This is a genomic window from Pseudomonas sp. 1D4, assembly GCF_001728925.1.
Classification (GTDB): domain Bacteria; phylum Pseudomonadota; class Gammaproteobacteria; order Pseudomonadales; family Pseudomonadaceae; genus Metapseudomonas; species Metapseudomonas otitidis.
The window spans coordinates 122,668-145,899 of the sequence record NZ_LXJQ01000008.1 but is presented as its reverse complement, the minus strand read 5'-3'; the positions used below and the strand labels follow the sequence as shown (position 1 = coordinate 145,899).

Below are 23,232 nucleotides of genomic sequence, written 5' to 3'. Positions count from 1 at the left end.
CCTCCCCCATGGACCGGGAGAGGGGCCTCTGATCGGGCGTCAGGCTGCCGGGTCGAACAGGTGCAAGACCTGCACGTCGCTGGCGGTGAGGCGCGCGCGCAGCTGCTGCTCCTGCTGGCGGACCTTGGCCAGGGCGCGTTCCTTCACCGGGCCGTAGCCGCGGATCTGCTCGGGCAGTTCGGCCAGGGCGACGGCGGCGGCGTAGTTGCCGGGGCGCAGCTCCTTGAGGATCAGTTCCACCTGGGCCTCGTACTCGTCGATCAGCTGGCGTTCGAGCTTGCGCTCGTGGCTGTAGCCGAAGGGGTCGAGGGCGCTGCCACGCAGGAAGCGGAAGCGTGCGAGGACATCGAAGGCCTTGAGCATCCAGGGGCCGAAGCGACGCTTGCGCGGCTCGCCGGTGGCCGGGTCGGGTTTGGCCAGCCAGGACGGGGCGAGGTGGAATTCGAGGCTGTAGTCGCCCTCGAACTGCGCCTCCAGCTGCTTGCGGAAGCTGGCGTCGCTGTAGAGCCGGGCCACTTCGTATTCGTCCTTGTAGGCCAGCAGCTTGGCGTAGTAGCGGGCCACGGCGCGGGTCAGGGCCTTGTCTTCGCCGATGTCGGCCTGGCGCACGCGCTCCACCAGGGCGCGGTAGCGCTCGGCGTAGGCGGCGTCCTGGTAGGCGCGCAGGTGGTCGGCGCGGTACTGGACGATCTCTTCCAGGGTTTCGCAGCGCGGGGCTTCGATCTCGGCCGGGCGGGCGAGCTTCTCCACCGCCGCCAGGTCGTGGGCGGCGCGACGGCCCCAGAGGAAGGCCTGCTGGTTGAGGGTGACGGCGACGCCGTTGAGTTCGATGGCCTTGTCGATGGCGGCGGCGGAGATGGGCACCAGGCCCTTCTGGTAGGCGTAGCCGAGCATGAACAGGTTGGTGGCGATGCTGTCGCCCAGCAGGCGGGTGGCCAGGCGGGTGGCGTCGACGAAGTGGGTCTTGGCTTCGCCCACCGCTTCCACCAGGGCGTCACGCATGGCGACGCCGGGCACCTGGGCGTCTGGGTTGCGGGTGAACTCGGCGGTGGCGGCTTCGTGGCTGTTGACCACGGCGGTGGCGATGCGGTCGTTGAGCTTGGCCAGGGCCTCTTCGCTGGCGGCCACCACCAGGTCGCAGCCCAGCAGCAGGTCGGTCTCGCCGGCGGCGATGCGCACGGCGTAGATGTCGTCCTGCCTGGCGGCGATGCGGATGTGGGTGATGACCGGGCCGAACTTCTGCGCCAGACCGGCCTGGTCGAGCACGGTGCAACCCTTGCCTTCGATGTGGGCGGCCATGCCCAGCAGGGCGCCGACGGTGGTGACGCCGCTGCCGCCGACGCCGGGCAGGAGGATGTTCCAGGGCCGGGCGAGGCTCGGCTGGCGCGGCTCGGGCAGGGCGACGAAGAGCGCCTTGGCTCCGGCGGCCTCGGGCTTGCGCAGGCTGCCGCCGTGGACGGTGACGAAGCTGGGGCAGAAGCCTTCGACGCAGGAGAAGTCCTTGTTGCAGGCGTTCTGGTCGATCTGCCGCTTGCGGCCCAGTTCGGTTTCCAGAGGCAGCACGGAGAGGCAGTTGGACTTGACGCTGCAGTCACCGCAGCCCTCGCACACGGCGGGGTTGATGAAGGCGCGCTTGGCCGGGTCGGCGAGCTTGCCGCGCTTGCGGCGGCGGCGTTTCTCGGTGGCGCAGGTCTGGTCGTAGATGATCACCGAGACGCCCTTGAACTCGCGCAGTTCGCGCTGTACGGCGTCCAGCTCGCGGCGGTGGTGGAAGGTGACGATGGGCGCGAAGGTGGCGCGGGTGGGGTACTTCTCGGGTTCGTCGGTGACCAGGGCGATGCGTTTGACGCCTTCGGCGAAGACCTGCTGGCTGAGCTGGTCGACCCGCAGTTCGCCGTCGATGGGCTGGCCGCCGGTCATGGCGACGGCATCGTTGTAGAGGATCTTGTAGGTGATGTTGACGCCGGCGGCGACGGCGGCGCGCAGGGCCAGTTGGCCGGAGTGGAAGTAGGTGCCGTCCCCCAGGTTCTGGAAGATGTGCGGGGTGTCGGTGAAGGGGGCCTGGCCGATCCAGGTGGCGCCCTCCCCGCCCATCTGGGTGAAGGTGTCGGTGTTGCGGTCCATCCACTGGGTCATGTAGTGGCAGCCGATACCACCCTGGGCGCGGCTGCCTTCGGGCAGCTTGGTGGAGGTGTTGTGCGGGCAGCCGGAGCAGAAGTGCGGGGTGCGCACGGTGGTGTGCTTGGGTGCGGCGAGGGCCTTCTCCTTGGCGGCGAGGAAGGCCAGGCGCGATTCGATCTGCTCGCTGGTGTAGATGGGGGCGAGGCGCTTGGCGATGACGCGGGCGATCATCGCCGGGGTCAGCTCGCTGAGGTTGGGCAGCAGGGAGTTGCCGTGCTCGTCGAATTCACCGACGACGCGCGGGCGCTTGTCCACGGGCCAGTTGTAGAGCTGGCCGGTGAGCTGGTCCTCGATGATGCTGCGTTTCTCTTCCACCACGAGGATTTCGTCCAGGCCCTGGGCGAATTCGTGCACGGAGACCGGCTCCAGTGGCCAGCTCATGCCGACCTTGAGCACCCGCAGGCCGACCTGGGCGCAGAGCGCTTCGTCCATGCCGAGGTCGTTGAGGGCCTGGCGCACGTCGAGGTAGGACTTGCCGGTGGTGATGATGCCGAGGCGCGGGTTGGGCGAGTCGAGCTTGACCTGGTTGAGGTTGTTGGCCAGGGCGAAGGCGCGGGCGGCGTAGATCTTGTACATGTTCAGGCGCTTTTCCTGCGCCAGGGGCGGGTCGGGCCAGCGGATGTGCACGCCGTCCTCGGGCAGGACGAAGTCCTTGGGAATCTGCACCTGGACCCGCAGGGGGTCGACGTCCACCACAGCGGAGGAGTCGACGTTCTCGGCGATGGTCTTGAGGGCCACCCAACAGCCGCTGTAGCGCGAGAGTTCCCAGCCGATGATGCCGTAGTCGAGGATCTCCTGGACGTTGGCGGGGTTGAGCACGGGGATGGAGGCGGCGATGAAGGCGTGCTCGCTCTGGTTGGCGATGCTGGAGGACTTGCAGCCGTGGTCGTCGCCGGCCAGCAGCAGGACGCCGCCGTGGGCGGACACGCCGGCGGAGTTGCCGTGCTTGAAGACGTCGCCGCAGCGGTCCACACCCGGGCCCTTGCCGTACCACATGGCGAACACGCCGTCATAGCGGGCGCCGGGGAACAGGCTGGTCTGCTGGCTGCCCCAGACGGCGGTGGCGGCCAGTTCTTCGTTGACGCCGGGCTGGAAGTGGATGTGGTTGTCCCTGAGGAAGGACTTGGCTTCCCAGAGGCTCTTGTCGAGGTTGCCGAGCGGCGAGCCCCGGTAGCCGGAGATGAAGCAGGCGGTGTTGAGGCCGTGGGCCTTGTCCCGCTGCTTCTGCAGCATGGGCAGGCGGGTGAGGGCTTGGGTGCCGGTCAGGTAGAGGTGACCGGTTTCGAGGCGGTATTTGTCATCCAGGCGGATCTCGGCCAGTGACATGCGGGCGCTCCTTTTATTTTTATGGCGACCAGGATGGCCACGGTTGGGGCCATCGTCCCGTCCCTGGGCAGGATCGCTGCCCGGAACGCATGCCCAATAATCTGACCGAAGGGTTCTGCTTTTTTCTTTCTATTTTCGAGCGCCAAGGCCAGACTTGCGCATGATTCATCCAACAAGAACAAGATTACGGACTGATTCATGCACACCCTTCTGAGCCCCATCGATCGCAAGATCCTTCGTCTGTTGCAGCACAACGCCGACCTCTCCGCCGCCGAAGTGGCGGAACGGGTGGAGCTGTCCCAGTCGCCCTGCTGGCGACGCATCCACCGCCTGCAGGAGGAAGGGCTGATCGAGCGCAAGGTCGCCCTGCTCAATCCCCAGCGCCTGGGGTTTTCCATCACGGTGTTCGTCAACGTGAAGCTGTCGGCCCACGGGCGCAACAACCTGACGGAGTTCGAGGACGCCATCGTCGGCTACCCGGAGGTGCTGGAGTGCTACACCATGGCCGGCGGCTCGGACTACCTGCTGAAGGTGGTGGCCAAGGACATTGCGGGCTATGAACGCTTCCTGCGGGACCATTTGCTGCAGCGCCCCCATGTGCAGGAGGCGCACTCGAACATCGCCATGAGCGAAGTGAAGCGAACCACCGAACTGCCCCTCGACTGAGCCGGCAACAGGCCCGTTCCAGAGCGCCTGCGCGATACCGTGCAATTTGCAATGCCGGGAATACCCCACCTTGCAAAGTGCACGGAAGGAGCATTTCGCTATCTATTTAACTATTTGATTTATATGTATTTTTTATAAAATCCAGCTTGGCACGACACCTGCTCTTATCCATGGCAAAAGGACCTATGGATGCAGGACCCTCCCATGAACAGCCTCTTCACCCTGTTCGTCGCCATCGCCGTCACCCTGCTCGTGGCGTCTGGTTTCGCTGCCTTGCACGGGCAGTACCAGCAGTACGCCACCCGCCAGGCGATTGCCGATATCCGCATTGCGCCGATGGAGTTCGTGCATGCACGGCAACCTGCTACGAGCCAGCCTGCGGCCAGGGCACTGCGCATGACCGAGCAGCAGGTGCCCGCTCCGGTCCAGCGCCTGTCGTTCTGAGGGCGGTGCGATGCAGCTTGATTACGCCCTCTGGAGCCTGGCGCTCCCGGTCGCGGTCCTGATGCTGGCCGGTTCGGCCTGCCTGGCGTTCTGGGTGATCGACTGCGTCACCTCGCCGGAGCGGCAGGCCAAGCGACGCCGTGCCGAGCGACCCGATGGGGATGGCTCCGAATACGACCCTTTCTTTTGAGTGCAAGGAGCCCGAAATGTCGAAGTCGGCCTTGATCTGCCTGATGGTGTGCGTGCTGTGCAACGTCGGGCTGTGGCTGGAGCCGGGTGAAACCGCGTGGCTGGCACAGGCCCTGAAGATCGGGCTGGCCACCAGCGGGGTGCTGCTGGTGCTGGCGCTGCTGGTGGGTAAGCGGGTCAAGTTCGATCCGGTGCTGCGCTAGTCCACCGTACCGAGGATCGTCAGCAGGCGTTCGAGGGTGGTTTGCAGATCGCCGGAGTTGTCGAGTATCACCAGCCCTTCACTCTCTTCAGCCAGCAGGGCCTGGGTAAAGGCGGCGTTGCGGGCCAGACGGGCTTCGATCTCGTCCGCGGTCTCCCGCCCCCGGCGCAGCAGGCGCTGACGCAGAACGTCCGGAGCCACGTCGAGCAAAATGGCCTGGAGACGGGGGTAGCGCCTACGCGCCTCGGGAAGATAGCCGCGGGAACCATTCACCAGAACATTCAGCCCATTACCCAGCCAGTCATCGATTTCCCTGGGAATGCCGTAGGAAAGTCCGTTGGCATACCAGCTCATGGCGAAGGCGCCCTGGGCTTCCAGCTCATTGAAACGCTGGGGCGTAACCGCTTCGGCCGCCTCCCCCACCGCTTCGGCGGAGCGGGTGATGACCCGCCGGACCACCCGGCAACCGCGCTCGGCCAACTGGGGCCGGGCGGCGTCAAGCAGGCTGTCCTTGCCCGAGCCTGAAGGTCCGATGAGATAGAAGAGCCTGCCGTTCATGGGATTCTCGCTCGCGCTACCGAGGGGCCTGGAAACGGCCGCCACGATACCGGGATCCGACCTGTTTTGGCAGCCTCGGTCGCCTGGAATCACCGAACGTCGAACAGTATCAAAACGCCAGCGCAGCGGCGTTATCATGGCAACCGTTCGGCAGCCTTACTGAACGATGCGGCTGTCTGACGGTCGATTCACCGGCAAGCGCTCTGACCAGGGCTCCGAATTGCACAGTGACTCGCATTTCGGACAATTGGTGCTGGCAAAAAGCCTGCACCCAGCCCAGAATTTACGACACAGTTTTGACGTCAAGGAAACGTTGCATTGACCTCCAGGGTCACTCCTGACGCCAAATGCGATGTCGGGCGGAACGCCTGATGCGAAGGATTGTCAAACCGGTGACAATCACGTAGCTCATTGCCAGCATCGCTCCCTGAACTAACCGGTTTATGAATGTATGCGCCCTATGAAACAGGCTATCTACTCCAGCCGTACCGCTGACAAGTTCGTCGTCCGTCTGCCGGAAGGCATGCGTGAACGCATCGCCGATGTGGCCCGCAACCACCACCGCAGCATGAACTCCGAAATCATCGCGCGACTGGAGCAGAGCATGCTCCAGGAAGGTGCGTTGGATGAGGGGTTGAGCATGCGGATCGACAGCCCGGAGCTTTCTCTTCATGAGCGCGAGCTGCTTCAGCGCTTCCGTCAACTCTCCCGCCGCCAGCAGAACGCCCTGGTCGCGCTGATCGCCCACGACGTGGAACTCGCCGCCGAAGAAGCGTGAGTCCGTTGCGACATTCAAGAGCCGCCCTAGAGGCGGCTTTTTATTGCCTGCGATTTAACAGGTCGGAAGAAAAAGGCCCCGCGTGTGCGGGGCCTTGGGGTCGGTCAGAGCAGGAAGATGGTCGCCAGCCCGAGGAAGATGAAGAAGCCGCCGCTGTCGGTCATGGCGGTGATCATCACACTGGAGCCCATGGCCGGGTCGCGGCCGATACGGGCGAGCGTCATGGGGATCAGCACGCCCATCAAGGCGGCGAGCAGCAGGTTGAGGGTCATCGCGGCGGTCATCACCACCCCCAGCGACCAACTGCCATAGAGATAGAAGGCGACCACACCGATCACCCCGCCCCACACCAGGCCATTCACCAGGCCCACGCCCAGCTCCTTGCGCAGCAGGCGTGAGGTGTTGCCGGGGCTCAACTGATCCAGCGCCATGGCGCGGACGATCATGGTGATGGTCTGGTTGCCGGAGTTGCCACCGATACCGGCGACGATGGGCATCAGTGCAGCGAGGGCCACCAGCTTCTCGATGGAGCCTTCGAACAGGCCGATCACCCGCGAGGCGACGAAGGCGGTGATGAGGTTGATGGCCAGCCAGGCCCAGCGGTTGCCGACGGATTTCCAGACCGAGGCGAAGATGTCTTCCTCCTCGCGCAGACCGGCCATGCTGAGGACTTCGCTCTCGCTCTCCTCACGGATCAGGTCGACGATCTCGTCGATGGTCAGACGACCGATCAGCTTGCCGTTCTTGTCGACCACCGGAGCCGATACCAGGTCGTAGCGTTCGAACGCCTGGGCCGCGTCATTGGCGTCCTCGTCCGGGTGGAAGCTCACCGGGTCGCTGGCCATCACTTCGGCCACCAGCTTGTCCGGGTCGTTCACCAGCAGGCGCTTGATCTGCAGCACCCCCTTGAGGATGCCGTCGTAGTCGACCACGAACAGCTTGTCGGTGTGGCCCGGCAGCTCCTTGAGGCGACGCAGGTAGCGCAGGACCACTTCGAGGGTGACGTCTTCGCGGATGGTGACCATCTCGAAGTCCATCAGCGCACCGACCTGATCCTCTTCATAGGACAGTGCCGAACGCACACGCTCGCGCTGTTGGGCGTCGAGGGACTCCATCAGCTCGTGGATCACATCGCGGGGCAGCTCGGGGGCCAGGTCTGCCAGTTCGTCCGCGTCCATCTCCTTGGCGGCGGCGAGCAGCTCGTGATCGTCCATGTCGGCGATCAGCGTCTCGCGGACGGCGTCGGAGACTTCCAGCAGGATGTCGCCATCGCGCTCGACCTTGACCAGTTGCCAGACCGTCAGACGGTCGTCGAGCGGCAGGGACTCAAGGATATGGGCGATGTCAGCGGGGTGGAGTTCGTCGAGCTTGCGCTGGAGTTCGGCAAGGTTCTGACGGTGGACCAGGTTTTCCACCAGATGATGGTGCTGACCTTCCTGACGGTGGGTCAGGTCTTCCACCAGCTTGTGGCGATGCAGCAGTTCGACCACCTGGGCAAGGCGTTCCTGCAGGCTTTCTTGAGGCTTCTTTACTTCTACTTCGGTCATAGCGCGCTCCACCCCCAGTGGCGGCGCACGCCAAGGAGGGTCAATCAGTCAATACGCGATTGGCAAATCGAGATCTTGAGTAACTACTGGGTAAGTCCATGAGGGGTGTCCAAAAGCCTCGGCGAGGCTGACCGCGCAATGATAACACCGGTCGGTCATTTTGCGCGTTACAAAATCGTGGCCAGAACAATCGGTTGCAGCACAAAGCTGAGATTGCTTGCACCTTCCGTGGGACGCCGTCATGCCCCGGCGAGGCACCGTTGGGAAGCAAGTAAAGCAGATACCTTCGAGGCTCATCGTCACGGAGGACCGCTCATGCTTCGATACGTCGCCACCCTGGCCCTGCTGCTCGCCGCACCGCTCACCGCGCCACAGGCCGCCACCATCTACCACTGCAAGGGCCCGGACGGGCGCATCACCTACTCGCAACTGGGTTGCCCCGACGACCAACGCATCGCCAGCCAGGAAACCGCCCCGGCCCACGGTGAGGCGGAGTACCTGCTGCCGCCGGCCAAACCCGAACGGATCGTGCGCAGAAGCCGGAAGGAAGCGGCCGAGAATCGGCGCGAAATAACGGTGGTGGGGGAACGACAGGACGGCTGCGGCAATCGGATCACCGGCACCGAACGGCGCCAGGCGATGTTGCGCAAGCAGGTGCGCACCGGAATGACACAACGGGACGTGGAAAGCATGCTCGGCAAACCAGACCGGATCACCCGCAGCAACGGGCTGACCCGTTACCACTACGCGCCGAAGAAAGGAAAGGGACGCAGCCAGGCCGTCGCGTTCGACGAACAAGGCTGCGTCAAGGGAAGGCGCTGACGCAGCGCCTGGAAGGCAGGAAATGGGAAGGGAACGGACGCCCGCCCCGGCAGGCCGCTGAATAACCCACGGCGTTGCCATAGCAGCGCCCAGGTGTTCAACAGCCCGCTAGCGGCAGGCGTCCAAAGCGGCCACGAGCTCTCGCTCGTAGCCCATGCGCTGCAGGCGTTCGGCCCGCAGCGCTTTCATCTGTTGATCGATCGGCGCATCCAGCGCCAGCGCCGATACGGCAAAGGCCGGAGCAGCCGGAAGTTCGACACGACACGGAACCGGCACCGGCACGCGCACCTCCATGGGCGGCGGCACAACGGGCGCGGTGCATCCGGCCAGCAGGCCCAGGGGCAATAACCACGCCCCGTTCATGGCGCACGCTCGCGCCGAAGCTCCTCGGCGAACGCCCGCCTCGCGGCCTCACAGGCATCGGCCGAAGGCGTGGGCTCCAGCATCACCTGGGCGGCAGCGTGGTAGTCACGGGCGGACCGGGAGCGCGACTCGGCAACAGCCGCCTCGGCGCGCTCGCTGCGCGCACGTCCCTGGCGCTCCAGTTCGGCCATCGCCTGGCCCTGCTTGAGCAGCGCCAGGCGATTGGCCTGATCGGCCTGTTGCAACGCGACCAACTGCGCACGGGCCTCGTCCAACCGGGGCCGGTAGAACTGCCCGGCCATCCAGGCACCGAACCCGACCAGCCCGAAGGCACACAGCCCCCAGGCCAGCCAGCGGCTAGAAAGAAAGGCGCTCATGCCAGTGCCTCCCGGAACTTCGCCCACAGCGCCCGGCGCTCGGCCAGGCCATTGAGCCCACCGTTGATGCGCCGGGTGATGGCCTCGAAGTCCCTGGCATCCGCCAGTTCGTTCAGCCCGTTCACCTGCCAGAACCAGGCGGCCGAGAGGACGGCCGGCTCCGGCTGGGCGAGCAGATCCGGCTGCTCCACCAAGGGCAGCCCCAGCGCCGCACCGCAACGCTGGTACTGGGCCCGACCGGTGATCTGCAACAGCCCCCTGCCACGGTACCGCCAACCGTCTCCGGAAGCCTCGGGGCCGTTCCCCATGCGGTTGGCATACACCACATTGGCAATCGCCTCGGGCCGACGGTGCAGGGCGCGAGCCAGCGCATTGGGCTGCCCATCCGCACCCCGGAAACGTCCCGGCCAGGTAGCGGCCAGGCCGGTGGCGCTGTAGTTGAGGTTCTCGGTCAGCCGGGTGAAACCAGAGGACTCATGGGCGGCTTGGGCGAGGAAGGCGGATTGGCGGTTGGGGGTGGTGAGGGAGAAACGGAGAAATACAAGTTGCAAATCCATGTTCAAAGCAATGCCACCAATACAACTCGTGCCCGCCTCAACTAAATGATCCATATAACTTGCACTGCTCATGTAAAAACCTACCAACTAATAATCAAATAGAAAAACCAAAGAAAGCCAAGAGCCTTTAGATAACTTTTACTCGACTTACATACGCAATATTTCGCGGACGATTTTCACCTGCAGTTGGCACAACCAAGGAAGCATCGAAATTCATCGTCGCCCCCCAGTAGGGACCATTTCCGTAGCTATAACGGTTAGCCAACTGAGTAATACTTGAAAAAAGTGCGCCCTCAGCTGCGGTTGGTTGACTGGACAAATAGTTACCCGCAGCACTGCCTTTAATGTTTCGAATGGCATCTCCCTGCACACTTCCTATTACACGCCCGGCATCAATACCTCGCCCTTCATCGAACGAGCGAAGAAACTCTCCTCGCACATCGGGCAAACGGAAGTTGCTGCTGCCGTCGCCGCTCGTCCAACTTCCTTCCATACCCCCGCGCGCAGCCTCCGTGACCAACATGCCCGACTGCTGCGCGTGATCCCAAAGCCATGGCCACAACGCCCGGCTGAGCAAGCCTCCATTCATGGACTCGTACCCACCGGGCATCGTCGCCGTGCTCGTATGGAAAACCGGACGCCCCAAAGGCGTGTTATCCAGACGATCCAGGGGATACCAACCACCCGCGCCATCACTGCGCAGATGCCAGTAGTCACCAGCCCCCATCAATACGAAGAACGGATAGCCGCCACCATTGAGGTGCGTGTGAAAACGCACCCGGTCCCCATTAGCTGCCTGGATGACCAATCGATTCGCCGTGTTGTCCAGACGACGGACAATCACGTCGACAACCCCAAGAGCAGGGTTGGATGCCGGCAGGGTGACGGTGCGGGGACCCGCACTGGCGTCGATCACGACCAGGCTCATCTGGCTTGGGGCCAAAGTCACGTCACTGGAAACCGTAATCACCTGGCGCGGAGCACCACCTATGACCAGACCACGATTGTTCACCGTGACGATGTCGTAGCTGGCAGCGGAAACCAGGTTGCGGCCGAAGACCATCTCGAAGCCAAGTGAGGTGGTGCCCAGGTTGATGGGGCCGTCGGTGACCAACTGCCACAAACTGTCTGCCTGGCTGTTGCCCTGCTCGACGGCGACCAGTAAGCCTGGGGTCATTTCAGCCGAGGTGTCGGCATCTGACGTCCGTGTCCAGGGGCCGGTGGTGACCAGATAGATGCCGTTGTCCTTGGCTGCACTCTGGTTTTTCACCAACACGCGATCACCATCGAGCAAGTTGACGCCATCGACGACCTGCAAACCGCTGAGGGTCAGATTGCCCGTGCTTGCCGCACGCACCCGCCCCTTGATCCCGATCCCACCCAATTGCTCCTGGATCAGGGCCGTGATGGATTCACGCGTCAGCGCGGCCTCCCCCCATTCACTTGGGCTGCTCGATGGCCGCTTGCCCAGGCTTGTCGCCTTGGCCTTCCAGACCTTGCCACCCTCCTGCACGTGGGCGCCCAAGGGGTAATCCTCGGTCGCCGACCACTCGGCGATGCCCCGCTGCAGGAGGTAGCGCAGGGCTTCGTCATTGCGCTTGAACAGCGCGTTGAACCATTCCATCGGCGGGATGCCGTTGGTCTGGTCGAACGACACGCCCCAACCTCGGGCGATGTCGGGGAAATTCTCGACTTCTCCGGTTTTGGCGCCGGATGCAAAGACCGTCTCGTCAGGACGTTTGTATTGAGTCATGGGTAAAACCTCATTCGATTCGTGGCTAGAAAATCGCCGGCGCAACGGCCGGCGATTGAGCGCGGCCCACTCTGGAAGGGGGCTGGCGCTCGGGAACAAAGGAGGGGCAAACGCCCCACCGATCACGAATCGATGCTCGCCATGGCTCAGGTTGAAACGCCCAGCCCGCACGAGCGGGCTGGGGAGAGAAGGCTCAGTCGAGCCAATCGGGAGCTAATGGACGTTCAGCAATATTGGGGAAAGAATCATGCTGAGGCCATTGACGGAGAAGAAGCCGATAATCCTGCAAGTCTTGATACTGCTGCTTGCTCAATGTAGTCGCCAGTTTCAGTTCCAGTTCATCGCGATGACGCAGTACCAAACTATCAGTCTGGCGAATAGCTTCATCTCGCCAAATTCGCTCGCCTTCGACCTGCTCTTTTATCTGGTGTTCTCGATCTTCTTGCCATGTCCCGTCAATCCAACGATGGAACTGAGTTGGGCGAGGTATATCGGTCAGTCCAGCGGGCAACTCACCAAGGGATGCATGCTCCGTAGGTTCTCCAGTTTCGGTATTAAACACGGTGCCTCGCCGATCCAGCTTCTGAACAGGTGTTTCACCTTCAATTACCCATACATAACCATCAGCCGCCGGAGGTAAGGTTTCTGGTACCTCTACAGCATTACCCGGCATTTGGAGACCGAGGCCAGGCACATCAGGAAGTTCAACGGGAAAAAGCAATGCACCATCAGTATCAGTTAGATAAATAGGCATATGGACCTCAGATCAGTTTGATTCGAACAGGGTAGGCAATATTGCGCGGGCGATTTTCAGAGTCGGTAGGAACGACACGAGAAGCGTCGAATTTCATTCCCAGTGTCCCTCCATAGTTGACATAAGCCCTCACGCCAGTACCTCCGACATCCCGATGTTCGAATGCACCACTGCCAGTCCAGGCGTAATAGCCAGGTGCCTGATTACAGGTCATATCACCGGTGATATTCCTAATAGCGTCCGACTGGAAACTACCAGCAACTCGAGAGACATCAACTCCGCGCCCCTCATCAAGCGCACGAAGAAACTCACCTCTCATCTCTGGAAGACGTAGATTGTTTACGCCATCTCCACTGGTCCACGCCCCTTCCGCTCCAGGACGAGCAGTCTCAGTTATCAACACTCCCGATTGCTGGGCGTAGTCCCACAGCCAAGGCCAGAGACTTCGGCTCACCAAACTACCGTTCATGAGTCCGTAACCACCAGGATGGACTTGAAGGCCAGAATCAAACACCACTCGCCCAAGTGGGGTGCTATCCAGCCTGTCAATGGGATACCAGCCGCCAGCACCATCACTTCTGAGATGCCAGAAATCACCCGCCCCCATCAGCACAATGAACGGATAACCGACGCCATTGAGATGAGTGTGGAAGCGCACCCGGTCATTACCACTGGCCTGCACAACCAGACGATTACCTGTGTTGTCGAGACGGCGAACAATCACGTCCACGACGCCCAATGCAGGAGTAGAGGCTGGCAATGTGATGGTCCGTGCGCCGGTACTGGCATCAACCACCACCAGGCTCATCTGGCTCGGGCCCAATGTGGTGTCAGCATTCAGCATGACCACTTGTCGAGGCGCGCCTCCGACGACCAACCCGCGATTGTTAACCGTGACGATGTCGTAACTGCCGGCGGTTACCATATTGCGCCCGAGCACCATCTCGAAACCGAGGGCAGTCGTGCCCAGGTTGATAGGGCCGTCGGTGACCAATTGCCAAAGGCTGTCGGCCTGACTGTTACCCTGCTCGACCGCTACCAAAAGGCCTGGGGTCATTTCGGCTGACGTGTCGGAGTCAGGCGCTCGGCTCCAATCGCCTGTAGTAACGAGATAAATTCCGTTGTTCTGGCTGGCAGTCTGGTTTTTCACCAAGACACGGTCACCGTTCAACAGATTGATACCGTCTACAACTTGCAAACCACTGAGGTTCAGGTTGGCGGTGGTGGCAACGCGGACTCGCTCCTTTATACCGATGCCGCCCAGTTGCTCCTGGATCAACGCCTTCAACGCCTCACGGGTCAGCGCCGTCTCCACCCATTCGCCGGGATTGACCGACGGCCGTTTGCCAAGGTTTGCCACCTTGGCCTTCCAGACCTTACCCCCCTCCTGAACGTGGGCGTCCACGGGGTAGTCCTCGGTGGCCGACCAGTCGGCGATGCCGCGTTGCAGCAGGTAGCGCAGGCCTTCGTCACCGCGCTTGAACAGCGCGTTGAACCACTCCATCGGCGGGATGCCGGCGGTCTGGTCGTAGGCCACGCCCCAGCCACGGGGAATGTCGGGGAAACCCTGGACCTCGCCCGGCTTGGCGCCGGAAGCGAAGACCAGTTCATCAGGACGGGAGTAATGCGTCATAGGAACCTCGCGAATTTTCCTTGGTTGAAGCCGAGTGCGCCGGCGGCGCCCCGGAAGCCGAAGGCCCGTTGGGGCACAGCGACGTAGAACTGGATACGGACACCCGCCGGTCGCGGCAGGATGTCCAGGGTGTTCAGCGCATAGCGCTTGAAGTCGCTGACCTGGTCGCTGCGGATGACCACGGTCAGGCTCATGTCGTACTGGTCGAAGACCAGGCTCTCGCTGTCGAAGATGAAGCGCAGGGCTGCGCTGATGTCGTCGACGGTGCCGAGTTGGTAGTTGCGGGCGATGCGGCAGCGGATGAGGAAGCGGTAGTCGTCGTCATCCAGCACCGCCGACTCTTCCAGCGGATCGCCCATGCGGTACCACTTGCCGGTGCCGAAACCACGGGCACCGGGAACTTCGTGGAAGCCGAACAGGCTGCGCGGGGCGAGCCCGTTGAGCACGCGGCTCTGGCCGACGTGCTTGCCCACCAGGTCGAGGTTGGCGCCCAGCGCGCGGTCGATGTCGAGCGCGTCGGGCAGGCTCGACAGGCCTTGCCAGGTGTCGCCGAACTGTCGCGAGAGCAGTTCGGCGGTGGCGGCGGCCCGGGGCTTGCCCTGGTATTGCCAGATCAGCAGGCGGTCATAGCTCATAGCACCACCACCTCGATGTCGGACGGGGCGAACCGCGCCCGTTCACGCACACCGATGGCGATGTTGTCTGCCGCCGGGGTGCCGCTGCGGCGGCTGATCTTCAGCTGCTCGACCCAGAAGCCCTGGACGGTGTTGATCGGGCTGTAGAGCCGCGACAACTGCACGTCCTGGCCGATACGGAAGTCCAACTGCGCCAGTTGCGCCTTGATCGCCGCCACGTCGATGGCGGTGAACTCGGCGTCGCGCCGCAGTTGGACGAAGGCCTTGCAGTCCACCACCGCCGGGCGGTCGAAGCGGATCAGGCGCTTCATGCCCTGCCCGTCCACCACGTTGCGTGACTGCTGGCCCATGAGCCCGGTGCCCGCCGGCTTGCGCTGGAAGATCGCCTGGGCGATGGCCTGCTCCTCGCCGCCATCGACGATCAGGTTGAGGCTGTGACCCGGCACACCGTCGGCGTCCGGGGTGGGGCCGGTGTTCTCCAGACCCACCACCTGGCGCACGTCCGGCAGTTGCAACAGCGCGGCCACCAGGCCATCGAGGCTGTTCTGCGCCGGGCGGGCGCGGCTGCGGAAGAAGCGCGCCCGCAGCTCGGCGTCGGTCTCCTCCTCGGCGCCCACTTCGGCGGGCGCCTGGGTGGTGGCGGTGTCCCAGCCCAGCACCAGGGTCTCAAGGGTGAGGCTGCTGTTGGCCGACAGGTTGTAGGCGCCGAGTTCCTCGCTGCGCAGGTCGGCACGGGCGGAGCCGTCGGCACCCAGGGTGACGTCGGCAGTGAGCAGCCAGCGCCCACGGTTGGCATCGCGCAGCACGGCGCCGGCGGGAATCTGGGTGCCGGCACGCCCGGTGAGGGCGGTGCCGCGCAGGTAGCTGTAGCGCGCCTGGCGCCGGGTCAGCCCGGCGTAGGCGACCCGCTGTTCGAGCCAGTCGCCACTGGCGTGGTCCGGATCGAGGGCGCGGTAGATGACCTCGCCCAGCTCCTCCAGGTCCGCACGGACCTGGGCGATGAGCCCGAGCATCTGCCCGTCGGGGCTGTCGGGCGCGAGGTCGATGTCGTTGCCATAGATGGCTCGGAACCCCTGGTCCAGCTCCGCAAGGATGCTGTCCAGGCGTACACCGACATAGCCCTTGTTGGTCAGTTGTCCCATGTTGGTTCTCCAAAGAAAAAGCCCCACACGAGGCGGGGCTTCGATTTGACGGCGGCGGCCGATCAGCGCTGGACGCGGGTGCTCAGGTCATTGCCGAGGTTGTCGCGCAGCGTGACGCCGATGGCCAGGCGTCGGTCGTCGGGGGTGACGTCCATCTGGAAGTCGAGGATTTCGCTCACCCCCTCGGTGGTAAGGATGCAGCGCTTGATGTCCACCTCGATCTGCGCCAGGTCCGCCGGCCGCTCCATGCGCGGCAGCCAGGGCAGACCGTGCTCCAGGTCGAGGAACCAGTCCCCCTGGAAGGAGCGCAGGCGCGTGCACACGCGCTGGGCCACGCATTCGCCGCCGTCGGCGTAGTTGTTGCGGCCCTGGCCGAAGGTCCAGTCGCCGTCCTTGTCTATTCGTCTCACTCTCATTGTCGTGTCCTCATTGCGGCACGCCGGTGACGGCCGGGCCGGCCATGACCTGGCCGTGCAGGTGACGCTCCAGGCTGATGCCGCCGGACACCACGTCGCCCTTGCCGGTCATGCCGGCCTCGAACACCACCGGGCACTTGATCAGCACCTTGGCGCCGTCCAGCGTCAGGGTGCCGCCCTCGTCCAGGCGCACGTAGGCCGAACCGTCCAGCCGGCGCAGTTCCACCGCATCGGTGGCGAAGGCCGGGACCACCTGGGGCAGCGAGCTGATGCCCATCACCGCCACGGCGTCCGACAGGTCGTGCTGGCGGTAGTCCAGCGGTTCGCTGGAGGCACCGGAATGCCACCAGCCGTCGATGCAGCGCTCGTTGAACACCAGCAGGCACTCGTCGCCCGGCTTGACCGGGAAGGTCAGCACGAAGCCGCCCCCCCGGGGGAACTGCACCGGCACATCGGGCAGCATCGGCAGGGGCTGGCGCGAGCCATCCATCAGCTGCTGCTCGATCATCGGCTGCACGCTGGCCACCTGGCGGGCGGCATCGAAAGCGACGATGCGCCCCGGCAGCGCGGTGTGCAGACGTTTGATGCGGGTGTCGAGGGCGGTGTCCATGGCGACCTCGGTCGAGGGGGTCTGCCAGTCGTAGTTACCCATTGCTCTTGCCTCCGGATTTGCTCTTGGCGCCACCGGCCGGCTGGAACTCGCCCTTGCTCACGGTGAGCACGCAGAACCAGTCCTTCTCCATGACGTCGCCCTTGCTGATGATCCTGACGATCTTGTAGTCGCCGTCGAAGCGCGGCTCGATGGACTTGACCCGTACCGTGCCGCCGACCCGGGGTGCCGGGTCGATCAGGCAGGTCAGCTCCAGGCCGCCCTCCACTTCCTTGGGTGAGCCGATCAGGCCGGTTTCCTGGGAGAGGAACACGGCCTGGTCGTCCAGCACGTTGCCGGCGGGCAGCAGCAGCAGCTCGCCGTCCTGGATGGACCAGTCGGCGCCCTGCTCCGCCGCCACCTGGCTGAGCACGTCGCGGCTCAGCCCCACCAGCACCTTGCCGCGCGGCAGCGGCCGTTGCTTGGGCAGGGTGATCTGCCCCGGCGTGGTGGACTTCATCGACTGCACCGCGGCCTTGACGTGGTCGTCGGCGGTGCTGCCGGCGGCGAGGGAGCGGCTGATGCGCGCCTCGCGGTAATCCACCGCGCCGGTGGCGCAGGTGAGCACGGTGATGTTGTCCAGGCCCTTGCGCTCCACCGCCGCCTCGGCGATGTCGCCCGCGTAGAGCAGGCGCAGCTCGCTGTAGCCGGCCCAGAGCCAGGCCTTGCGCAGGGTGCCGTCCTGCAGTTGTTCGCGGTGCTCGGGGTTGAGGTTCCAGACGCGGATCGTCCCCGGGTTGGGTTTGTTGTCGATGCTCTTGGTGAAGTCGAAGGCCACCCGCAGGCTGTCGATCACCAGCCCTTCCTGGTCGGCACCGAGAATCAGGCGGTAACGCCGGCCGAACTGCCTCATGGCTGCACCTCCGCTTTCTCGCCGATGTGGAGCAGGCAGCGACTGCCCATGTCGTCACCGCCGATGGGGTCGAGGCCGACGCCGCTGACATCCTCCAGCCAGAGGAAGAACGGCAGGGTGCTGCGCCAAAGCATCGGCACGCCGGTCACCAGCGTCAGGCCCTGGGCCAGCCAGGTGCCCTTGGCCTCGTCCAGCAGGTCGATGGCCCAGTGGTCGCCGATGCTGTTGTAGCGAAGGGTCAGGCGCAGGCGGTAGCCGGCGAACTCGAAGCTCTGCTCCTGCAGCGGGTCGCTGCTGATGGGGATCTGCTTCATGAGAACACCGTCCTGCCTACCGCATGCGCAAAGCTCTCATTGCGCTTCTTGGTCTTGGGCGTGGTCTTGCCCTTGGACTTCTTCTCCGCTGCCTGGCACTGGGAGCGGCCGGAGCGCTTGGTCCCGGCCGCCGGGGTGACCACGCCGTTGATGACGCGGGTATCCACCACCAGGACTTCGCGCAGGGTCAGGTCCAGCTCGATGGCGCCATCGATGGCCTGCACGGCGGAAATCGTGGTGAGCAGCATGTTCTTGTACAGGTAGAAACCGGTCTGTACCTGTAGCAGCTCACCGGCCTTCTGGGTGTCCAGCAGGCATTGGTAGACCTGTTGCAGGCGCGACTGGCTGGGCGAGCTGTCGAAGCGCGACAGCGGCTGGTACTCCAGCATCCAAGGCGCTATGGGCCGGGCCTTGGGCGTATCCACCTGGGGCTTGAGCCAGCTCTTGAGCTCGCGCTGGGCCCGATTGCGGGCCTGCCGGGTCAGGTTGGCCAGAATCCCCGGCCTCACCTCGTCGACGAAGTCGCCACTGCTGCGCAGCCCCGGCGTGACCTCGGCGGCCAGGGCCGCCAGGGGGTCGTAATGCTCGACCACGATGCCCTTGATCTTCAATGTGCGGGGCTGCGCGTAGGCGTGGTCGGCAATGTTGGCGCCGCTCTCCACCGGGTTTTCGGTGATCTTGAGTTCAGCGGTGTGGGTTTCGTTGATGACCGCATCGAGCCTCATCGTGCCGATGCGGCGGTTGATCAGCATGACCATCGATTCACCTCACTGTCTGATGTCACTCTGGTTGTTGTGGGTGGCCAGGCGCTGCTGGTTGGAGGCCACCTGCTCGGCGACCTCCCGTCCGATGGCTTGGGGGTTGTCTCCGCTCACGTGGACCGTGACCGACTGGTTGAAGCTGTTGTTGCTCACCGGGGCCATGAGGGAGGCGGCGCCGACGCCGGCGCCGAGGGCCGCACGACTCTGTGCGTCCTGCACACCGGCCGTGAACTGGCTGGCACCTTCCACCAGGCGAGGTGCCGTGGCGGCCTTGTCGTCGTCGCTGTTCCAGCCGAAGAGGTTGGCCACGCCGGAGAACATCCCCGGCGATTCCTTGGCCGCCTCGGGCGCGCCCTCCTTGTCATCGCCGAAGCCGAACATCCCGGCGACCTTCTTGAACCCGGCGCCGAGTGCCTCGAACTTGGCCTTCACGCCTTCGAACCAGCTGTTGAGGACTTCCTTGACGCCGTCGAAGCCGCCTTTGACGAGGACGAACAACCCTTTGAACAGGTTGATGACGTAGTTGATGCTGGCACCGATGCCGGCCATCAGGCCCTCGGCGAAGGCCATCGCCGACTCGCTGATTTCTCCCCAGAGGGCCATGAACCGTGCCTTCAGCCCATTCAGCACGGCCTCTACCGCGGCGATGCCATCGAGCAGCGGCTGCCAGGAGAACAGGCTGCCGATCACTTCGAACTGCGTGGCCAGGCCTTCGAATATCCCGCCGAATGCCTCCTTGACGCCGTCGACGTCTCCTCTCAGCAAGGCGAAGAAGCCTTTGAACAGGTTGATGACGTTGCTGATGCCCGCGCCGATGAACATCATCAGGCCGTCGGCGAAGGCCATCACCGTCTCGCCGTTCTCCGCCCAGAAGACATCGAACTGCGCCTTCATGTCCGCCAGGATGGCGCCGACCTCCTTGAAGCCCTTCACCAGCGGCTCCCAGACGCCGCCGAAGGCCGATTCGCCGCCGTCCAGGTAGGTCATGAAGTCGTCCACCAGGGCGATCACCACCACCAGGGCGGCGATGATCCACATGATGGGGTTGGTGGCGAAGGCCATCAGGCTGGCGCGGCCGACCCAGAGCAGGGCCGTGCCGAGCATCATCAGGGCGTTGTCCCAACCGACGGTTCCACTGACCACGAAGTCCAGCGCGCGGCCGAAGTTGTAGACCGCGTCCAGGCCTTCGGCGACCAGCGTCATGGTCTTCTCCAGCCCCTCGGTGATCAGCTCCTTGTTGGCGTCCACCACCGCGAGGAAGCGGTCCGCCAGGAACGACAGTTGCGGGGCGAGGCCCAGGCCGACCCGCGCCTTCACCCCGTCCAGCACCTTGTCCAGTTTCTCCATGGACGTCTGGTAGTCCTTGGCCGCCTGGGCCTGCTCGTCGGTGACGACGCCCAGGGCATCCGGCCCGGCCTTGAGGTCCTTCAGGCTGCCCAGGGAGGACTGCACGAAGTCGAAGAGCTTGGAGGACACCTGGGAAATGGCGCCGCCGATCCTGGAGGTGCTGCTCTCGACCTGCGCCGCCTTGCCCTGAACCTGGTTGAGGGTCTCGATGTAGGTGTAGTGAGCCTTGTTGCTGGAGAGCAGGGTGTTGCGGGTGACCTCGACGTTCTGCCTGAGGTGGTTCACCACGCTGATTTCCTGCACCAGCGTGTTGCTGATGACGTTCAGCTCCTGCTTCAGGGTGTTGGTGATCTGCTGCAGGCCCAGCGCGAACTGCGCGCTGAGTTGTTGGATTCCAATTTCAATTGCCATTGGCCTGCCTCTCGTGGGCCTGACGCTGTGCCTCGTCCCATTCGGCTATCGCGTCATGGAAGTCGCACAGGTCGGCCAGGGTGTAGAGCGCGCGCAGCTCGTGCAGGGTGCAGAGCTGGCGCATGACAGGGGTGAACAGGAACCAGTCGGTCACTCCGCCTTGGCCGGTCCCGGCAGAATCGCCGACAGGGCTGGCGCGGCGGCGGCGAAAAAATCGGCGAACTGGTACTTCACCCCCTCCACCAGCAGCGGCACCAGGTGCCCGCGGTGTTGGTTGAAGTGCGCCTCGGCACGGTCGGCGAGGCGGAATGCCGCGCCGTCGGCCGGTTGCACGTTGGTCTGCTGGATCACCAGCGCTTCGATCTCCGCCACCACCGGATCGCCCAGGTTGGCCAGGATGGCGCCGATGGCCAGGCTGTCGCCGCCCTCGCCGCGCTTGATCTCCACACCCTGCAGCAGGCGCGCGGCCTTTTTCAGGGCGTTCCAGGCCGGCATGGCGTTGGCCGGGCGCATAACGTAGTCAAAGCCGTCGAGGTTGATGCGATGTTCGGCGTTCATGGTCAGGCGACTCCTTGTTCCAGGTTCACGTTGGCGCGCTCGAAGACGATGGTCCAGGTGGTGTCGTTGGCCTCGCTGCCACGGGTCACCTCGGGACGCTTGGTGAAGTAGCCGCGGGTGGCGCTGATCAGGTCTTCGTTGAGCAGGTCGCGCATTTCCAGGGTCAGCGGGGTGAAGGCCTTGAGGTTGCCTTCCTGCAGCAGGCGCAGGCTGTTGAGGAACTTGTTGTCACGCGAGTGCTGCTTGAGCTTCAGGGTGAGGGTCGCGGACCGGTCGTTGTTGGCAACGAACACGCCGGTGCCGTTGCTGCCGATCTTCATGGAGCCGGACTCGGCGGTGAAAGCCAGCTTGAGGACATCGGCGCCGGCGCCCCAGTCGCTGATCTCGTAGCCGTTGATCAGGACGGACAGTTGTTTCTGGTCGTAGATAGCCATGGAAAATCTCCGGAAATGAAAAGGCCCCACGCGGGGGCCGGAATACGTTGGGTGGGTCGGGATCAGCGGTCGAAGTTGACCAGCACGTCCACGGAGTGAACGGCGCCGGCCATCTTCAGGGCCACCTGGATCGGCGGGGCCTTGCGCTGCTCGCGGTCGGAGGTGGACAGGTTGTCGACGCTGTCGGCCCAGACGTAGTAGCCCTCGTCCAGGCGCTCGCCGCTGACCAGGTTGCCGAAGGGGTCGCCGTTCCATACACCGGGGGCGAAGGCACCGTTGTTCACGCCCTCGCGGCAGACCTTGCGCACAGCGGCCAGCAGACGCGCCACACCGGCGTCGGTCAGCGGCACCTTGCTCGAAGAGCGGTAGAGGGTGGCGAAGACCTCCTTCTGCACCGCGTCGACGTACCAGTCGAGGATGTGCACTTCATCGAAGAAACGGCCACCGATCACGGTGCCCTCGGCGACCATCGCTGACTCGTCGAAGTAGGTGTAGAAGTTCAGGCCCAGCTTCCGGCACTTGTCCGCTTCGGTGAGGGTCAGGTTGTCGGCGCTGATGCCCGGCAGCTGCTTGAACTTCATGGTCAGGGTGGAGTTGTTGGCGGCGAAGTTCACCGACAGCGCGCGCGCCAGCCAACTGGCCACCGCGTAGGGGTCGTTCTTGTCGTAGACCGCGACGGTGCGGTAGCTCTGGCGATCCTTCAGGCGCTTGAACGGGTTGCTCGGCACGTTCTCCAGGTGGCTGGGGTTCTGGGTGGTGACGCCGAAGACCTTCTTGTCCGCAGCCAGAACCCAGGCGGCCGCCTGTTCGATCTCGTCGTCGGTCAGGGACGCGGCGACGGTGGCGGCGTACCAGCCGGAGTTGACCTCCAGCAGCGCGGTGAACGCCTCGGGCAGCGTTTGTGCGGCCAGCACCAGGGCATCGCGGCCGGCGACCTTCTGCGCCATGCCGTTCTCCAGGCGCAGCAGGCCACCCAGGTAGGTGCCGGTGGCGCCCAGGTCCTGGACGAAACCGACGGACTTGGCCTGGCCGGCGACGTCGGCTTCGAGGATGAAGCGGTTGGCCACGGCGTCGTAGCGGCAGTTGACGGCCTGGGCGGTGAGCTTGGCGTCGATCAGCGCGGCGATGGCCGGCAGGTCGCTGGCGGCGCTGAAGTTCAGGCCGGTGACGTCCTGGCGGACGCCGTCCACGGTCACCGAGAACTGGCCGGCGCTGATGGCCTTGAGCTGGTCCAGGGTGGCCACCAGCGGCGTGCCGTTGAGGGCGGCCTTCACCGCCGGCACGTTGCGGGTGTTCTTCAGCCAGCGCGCCACCAACAGCTGCTTGGGTCGCGGGCTCTGGGCGAAGAAGGCGCTCGCGGCCAGGGCGGTCTGGGAGGTGCTGCCGAAGGCGGCTTCCACCTCGGCCTGGCTGGCGCAACTGATGTAGAGGGTGGCGGCGTCGGTGAAGACGTTGCCGGCCTCGGGGGTGAACAGGGCGAGCTGGCCGAAGTCACGGCGCGGGCTGGCCACCGGTTGAACGTTGAGTTGTACGTTGACGATCTGCGAAAGCGGAAGGGACAT

At 64.3% G+C, this 23,232-nt stretch carries 27 protein-coding genes; 6 read left to right on the top strand and 21 right to left on the bottom strand.

Features of this window, described 5'->3' with window-relative positions:
• Positions 1-39 precede the first annotated feature (39 nt).
• On the bottom strand, positions 40-3,507 hold the full coding sequence (locus A7D27_RS06770; RefSeq protein WP_069564440.1) for an indolepyruvate ferredoxin oxidoreductase family protein: 3,468 nt from the start codon (positions 3,505-3,507) through the stop codon (positions 40-42).
• 198 nt (positions 3,508-3,705) lie between these two features.
• On the opposite strand from A7D27_RS06770, the gene A7D27_RS06765 reads away from it, so the two are divergent.
• From A7D27_RS06765 to A7D27_RS06750, 4 genes are all read left to right on the top strand, one after another.
• Positions 3,706-4,173 carry an Lrp/AsnC family transcriptional regulator gene (locus tag A7D27_RS06765; RefSeq protein ID WP_069563028.1) on the top strand — a complete coding sequence of 156 codons (468 nt, stop codon included), beginning with the start codon at positions 3,706-3,708 and terminating at the stop codon, positions 4,171-4,173.
• Positions 4,174-4,377: 204 nt separating this feature from the next.
• Complete coding sequence (locus A7D27_RS06760; RefSeq protein ID WP_139131223.1) at positions 4,378-4,617, top strand: hypothetical protein; 240 nt, start codon at positions 4,378-4,380, stop codon at positions 4,615-4,617.
• A 10-nt stretch (positions 4,618-4,627) separates the two neighbouring features.
• Entirely contained in the window at positions 4,628-4,807 is a 180-nt protein-coding gene (locus tag A7D27_RS06755; RefSeq protein WP_069564439.1) for a hypothetical protein, read from the top strand.
• A gap of 16 nt (positions 4,808-4,823) precedes the next feature.
• Positions 4,824-5,009 carry a PA3371 family protein gene (locus tag A7D27_RS06750; protein ID WP_069563025.1) on the top strand — a complete coding sequence of 62 codons (186 nt, stop codon included), beginning with the start codon at positions 4,824-4,826 and terminating at the stop codon, positions 5,007-5,009.
• Here A7D27_RS06750 and phnN read toward each other — a convergent pair.
• Positions 5,006-5,566 (bottom strand): phosphonate metabolism protein/1,5-bisphosphokinase (PRPP-forming) PhnN, encoded by a 561-nt coding sequence (phnN, locus tag A7D27_RS06745; RefSeq protein WP_069564438.1) that lies wholly within the window; start codon positions 5,564-5,566, stop codon positions 5,006-5,008. The two genes, A7D27_RS06750 and phnN, sit on opposite strands and share 4 nt — an antisense overlap.
• A 451-nt stretch (positions 5,567-6,017) precedes the next feature.
• Between phnN and A7D27_RS06740 the strand changes: the two genes are divergently transcribed.
• A complete protein-coding gene (locus A7D27_RS06740) occupies positions 6,018-6,344 on the top strand; it encodes an Arc family DNA-binding protein (protein ID WP_044411587.1) in 327 nt (108 codons plus the stop codon).
• A gap of 104 nt (positions 6,345-6,448) precedes the next feature.
• Here A7D27_RS06740 and mgtE read toward each other — a convergent pair whose 3' ends face one another.
• Entirely contained in the window at positions 6,449-7,891 is a 1,443-nt protein-coding gene (gene mgtE, locus A7D27_RS06735) for a magnesium transporter (protein ID WP_069563023.1), read from the bottom strand.
• 315 nt (positions 7,892-8,206) lie between these two features.
• On the opposite strand from mgtE, the gene A7D27_RS06730 reads away from it, so the two are divergent.
• Positions 8,207-8,713: a DUF4124 domain-containing protein gene (locus tag A7D27_RS06730; protein ID WP_069563022.1), complete on the top strand. Its 507-nt coding sequence runs from the start codon at positions 8,207-8,209 to the stop codon at positions 8,711-8,713.
• Between the two features lie 108 nt (positions 8,714-8,821).
• On the opposite strand, the gene A7D27_RS06725 is transcribed toward A7D27_RS06730, so the two are convergent.
• The 18 genes from A7D27_RS06725 to A7D27_RS06645 form a co-directional block, all read right to left on the bottom strand.
• Positions 8,822-9,076 carry a hypothetical protein gene (locus A7D27_RS06725; protein WP_069564437.1) on the bottom strand — a complete coding sequence of 85 codons (255 nt, stop codon included), beginning with the start codon at positions 9,074-9,076 and terminating at the stop codon, positions 8,822-8,824.
• A complete protein-coding gene (locus A7D27_RS06720) occupies positions 9,073-9,453 on the bottom strand; it encodes a hypothetical protein (protein WP_069563020.1) in 381 nt (126 codons plus the stop codon). Before A7D27_RS06720 ends, A7D27_RS06725 begins: the two co-directional genes overlap by 4 nt.
• A complete protein-coding gene (locus A7D27_RS06715; RefSeq protein ID WP_069564436.1) occupies positions 9,450-10,010 on the bottom strand; it encodes a glycoside hydrolase family 19 protein in 561 nt (186 codons plus the stop codon). Before A7D27_RS06715 ends, A7D27_RS06720 begins: the two co-directional genes overlap by 4 nt.
• Positions 10,011-10,137: 127 nt before the next feature.
• Complete coding sequence (locus A7D27_RS06710; RefSeq protein WP_069564435.1) at positions 10,138-11,763, bottom strand: hypothetical protein; 1,626 nt, start codon at positions 11,761-11,763, stop codon at positions 10,138-10,140.
• A gap of 193 nt (positions 11,764-11,956) precedes the next feature.
• Positions 11,957-12,517, bottom strand: a complete 561-nt coding sequence (locus tag A7D27_RS27010; protein ID WP_083265543.1) for a tail fiber assembly protein — start codon at positions 12,515-12,517, stop codon at positions 11,957-11,959.
• A gap of 7 nt (positions 12,518-12,524) precedes the next feature.
• On the bottom strand, positions 12,525-14,150 hold the full coding sequence (locus A7D27_RS06700; protein WP_069564433.1) for a hypothetical protein: 1,626 nt from the start codon (positions 14,148-14,150) through the stop codon (positions 12,525-12,527).
• Positions 14,147-14,785, bottom strand: a complete 639-nt coding sequence (locus A7D27_RS06695) for a DUF2612 domain-containing protein (protein WP_069563013.1) — start codon at positions 14,783-14,785, stop codon at positions 14,147-14,149. Before A7D27_RS06695 ends, A7D27_RS06700 begins: the two co-directional genes overlap by 4 nt.
• Positions 14,782-15,927, bottom strand: coding sequence for a baseplate J/gp47 family protein (locus A7D27_RS06690; RefSeq protein ID WP_069564432.1), 1,146 nt, complete (start codon positions 15,925-15,927; stop codon positions 14,782-14,784). Before A7D27_RS06690 ends, A7D27_RS06695 begins: the two co-directional genes overlap by 4 nt.
• Before the next feature lie 62 nt (positions 15,928-15,989).
• The gene (locus A7D27_RS06685) at positions 15,990-16,343 is read right to left on the bottom strand and encodes a hypothetical protein (protein WP_069563011.1); all 354 of its coding nucleotides are present in this window, start codon (positions 16,341-16,343) and stop codon (positions 15,990-15,992) included.
• A gap of 10 nt (positions 16,344-16,353) precedes the next feature.
• Positions 16,354-16,995: a Gp138 family membrane-puncturing spike protein gene (locus tag A7D27_RS06680; RefSeq protein ID WP_083265542.1), complete on the bottom strand. Its 642-nt coding sequence runs from the start codon at positions 16,993-16,995 to the stop codon at positions 16,354-16,356.
• Entirely contained in the window at positions 16,988-17,845 is an 858-nt protein-coding gene (locus A7D27_RS06675) for a hypothetical protein (protein WP_069564431.1), read from the bottom strand. The genes A7D27_RS06680 and A7D27_RS06675 overlap by 8 nt, the downstream gene beginning before the upstream one ends.
• Positions 17,842-18,159: a hypothetical protein gene (locus A7D27_RS06670; RefSeq protein ID WP_044411556.1), complete on the bottom strand. Its 318-nt coding sequence runs from the start codon at positions 18,157-18,159 to the stop codon at positions 17,842-17,844. The genes A7D27_RS06675 and A7D27_RS06670 overlap by 4 nt, the downstream gene beginning before the upstream one ends.
• On the bottom strand, positions 18,156-18,917 hold the full coding sequence (locus A7D27_RS06665; RefSeq protein WP_069564430.1) for a phage baseplate protein: 762 nt from the start codon (positions 18,915-18,917) through the stop codon (positions 18,156-18,158). Before A7D27_RS06665 ends, A7D27_RS06670 begins: the two co-directional genes overlap by 4 nt.
• A gap of 9 nt (positions 18,918-18,926) precedes the next feature.
• Positions 18,927-20,678, bottom strand: a complete 1,752-nt coding sequence (locus tag A7D27_RS06660; RefSeq protein ID WP_069564429.1) for a hypothetical protein — start codon at positions 20,676-20,678, stop codon at positions 18,927-18,929.
• Positions 20,668-20,832 (bottom strand): hypothetical protein, encoded by a 165-nt coding sequence (locus tag A7D27_RS28275; RefSeq protein WP_165663776.1) that lies wholly within the window; start codon positions 20,830-20,832, stop codon positions 20,668-20,670. Before A7D27_RS28275 ends, A7D27_RS06660 begins: the two co-directional genes overlap by 11 nt.
• On the bottom strand, positions 20,829-21,236 hold the full coding sequence (locus A7D27_RS06655; RefSeq protein ID WP_069563008.1) for a phage tail assembly chaperone: 408 nt from the start codon (positions 21,234-21,236) through the stop codon (positions 20,829-20,831). The genes A7D27_RS28275 and A7D27_RS06655 overlap by 4 nt, the downstream gene beginning before the upstream one ends.
• Positions 21,237-21,238: 2 nt before the next feature.
• Positions 21,239-21,670, bottom strand: coding sequence for a phage protein (locus tag A7D27_RS06650; protein WP_044411548.1), 432 nt, complete (start codon positions 21,668-21,670; stop codon positions 21,239-21,241).
• A 62-nt stretch (positions 21,671-21,732) separates the two neighbouring features.
• Positions 21,733-23,232 carry a DUF3383 domain-containing protein gene (locus tag A7D27_RS06645; protein WP_069563006.1) on the bottom strand — a complete coding sequence of 500 codons (1,500 nt, stop codon included), beginning with the start codon at positions 23,230-23,232 and terminating at the stop codon, positions 21,733-21,735.

Bases quoted from the DNA above. Each gene is read 5' to 3' on its own strand.
- A7D27_RS06770 (WP_069564440.1), bottom strand. From the start codon at position 3,507: ATGTCACTGGCCGAGATCCGCCTGGATGACAAATACCGCCTCGAAACC.
- A7D27_RS06765 (WP_069563028.1), top strand. From the start codon at position 3,706: ATGCACACCCTTCTGAGCCCCATCGATCGCAAGATCCTTCGTCTGTTG.
- A7D27_RS06760 (WP_139131223.1), top strand. From the start codon at position 4,378: ATGAACAGCCTCTTCACCCTGTTCGTCGCCATCGCCGTCACCCTGCTC.
- A7D27_RS06755 (WP_069564439.1), top strand. From the start codon at position 4,628: ATGCAGCTTGATTACGCCCTCTGGAGCCTGGCGCTCCCGGTCGCGGTC.
- A7D27_RS06750 (WP_069563025.1), top strand. From the start codon at position 4,824: ATGTCGAAGTCGGCCTTGATCTGCCTGATGGTGTGCGTGCTGTGCAAC.
- phnN (WP_069564438.1), bottom strand. From the start codon at position 5,566: ATGAACGGCAGGCTCTTCTATCTCATCGGACCTTCAGGCTCGGGCAAG.
- A7D27_RS06740 (WP_044411587.1), top strand. From the start codon at position 6,018: ATGCGCCCTATGAAACAGGCTATCTACTCCAGCCGTACCGCTGACAAG.
- mgtE (WP_069563023.1), bottom strand. From the start codon at position 7,891: ATGACCGAAGTAGAAGTAAAGAAGCCTCAAGAAAGCCTGCAGGAACGC.
- A7D27_RS06730 (WP_069563022.1), top strand. From the start codon at position 8,207: ATGCTTCGATACGTCGCCACCCTGGCCCTGCTGCTCGCCGCACCGCTC.
- A7D27_RS06725 (WP_069564437.1), bottom strand. From the start codon at position 9,076: ATGAACGGGGCGTGGTTATTGCCCCTGGGCCTGCTGGCCGGATGCACC.
- A7D27_RS06720 (WP_069563020.1), bottom strand. From the start codon at position 9,453: ATGAGCGCCTTTCTTTCTAGCCGCTGGCTGGCCTGGGGGCTGTGTGCC.
- A7D27_RS06715 (WP_069564436.1), bottom strand. From the start codon at position 10,010: ATGGATTTGCAACTTGTATTTCTCCGTTTCTCCCTCACCACCCCCAAC.
- A7D27_RS06710 (WP_069564435.1), bottom strand. From the start codon at position 11,763: ATGACTCAATACAAACGTCCTGACGAGACGGTCTTTGCATCCGGCGCC.
- A7D27_RS27010 (WP_083265543.1), bottom strand. From the start codon at position 12,517: ATGCCTATTTATCTAACTGATACTGATGGTGCATTGCTTTTTCCCGTT.
- A7D27_RS06700 (WP_069564433.1), bottom strand. From the start codon at position 14,150: ATGACGCATTACTCCCGTCCTGATGAACTGGTCTTCGCTTCCGGCGCC.
- A7D27_RS06695 (WP_069563013.1), bottom strand. From the start codon at position 14,785: ATGAGCTATGACCGCCTGCTGATCTGGCAATACCAGGGCAAGCCCCGG.
- A7D27_RS06690 (WP_069564432.1), bottom strand. From the start codon at position 15,927: ATGGGACAACTGACCAACAAGGGCTATGTCGGTGTACGCCTGGACAGC.
- A7D27_RS06685 (WP_069563011.1), bottom strand. From the start codon at position 16,343: ATGAGAGTGAGACGAATAGACAAGGACGGCGACTGGACCTTCGGCCAG.
- A7D27_RS06680 (WP_083265542.1), bottom strand. From the start codon at position 16,995: ATGGGTAACTACGACTGGCAGACCCCCTCGACCGAGGTCGCCATGGAC.
- A7D27_RS06675 (WP_069564431.1), bottom strand. From the start codon at position 17,845: ATGAGGCAGTTCGGCCGGCGTTACCGCCTGATTCTCGGTGCCGACCAG.
- A7D27_RS06670 (WP_044411556.1), bottom strand. From the start codon at position 18,159: ATGAAGCAGATCCCCATCAGCAGCGACCCGCTGCAGGAGCAGAGCTTC.
- A7D27_RS06665 (WP_069564430.1), bottom strand. From the start codon at position 18,917: ATGGTCATGCTGATCAACCGCCGCATCGGCACGATGAGGCTCGATGCG.
- A7D27_RS06660 (WP_069564429.1), bottom strand. From the start codon at position 20,678: ATGGCAATTGAAATTGGAATCCAACAACTCAGCGCGCAGTTCGCGCTG.
- A7D27_RS06655 (WP_069563008.1), bottom strand. From the start codon at position 21,236: ATGAACGCCGAACATCGCATCAACCTCGACGGCTTTGACTACGTTATG.
- A7D27_RS06650 (WP_044411548.1), bottom strand. From the start codon at position 21,670: ATGGCTATCTACGACCAGAAACAACTGTCCGTCCTGATCAACGGCTAC.
- A7D27_RS06645 (WP_069563006.1), bottom strand. From the start codon at position 23,232: ATGTCCCTTCCGCTTTCGCAGATCGTCAACGTACAACTCAACGTTCAA.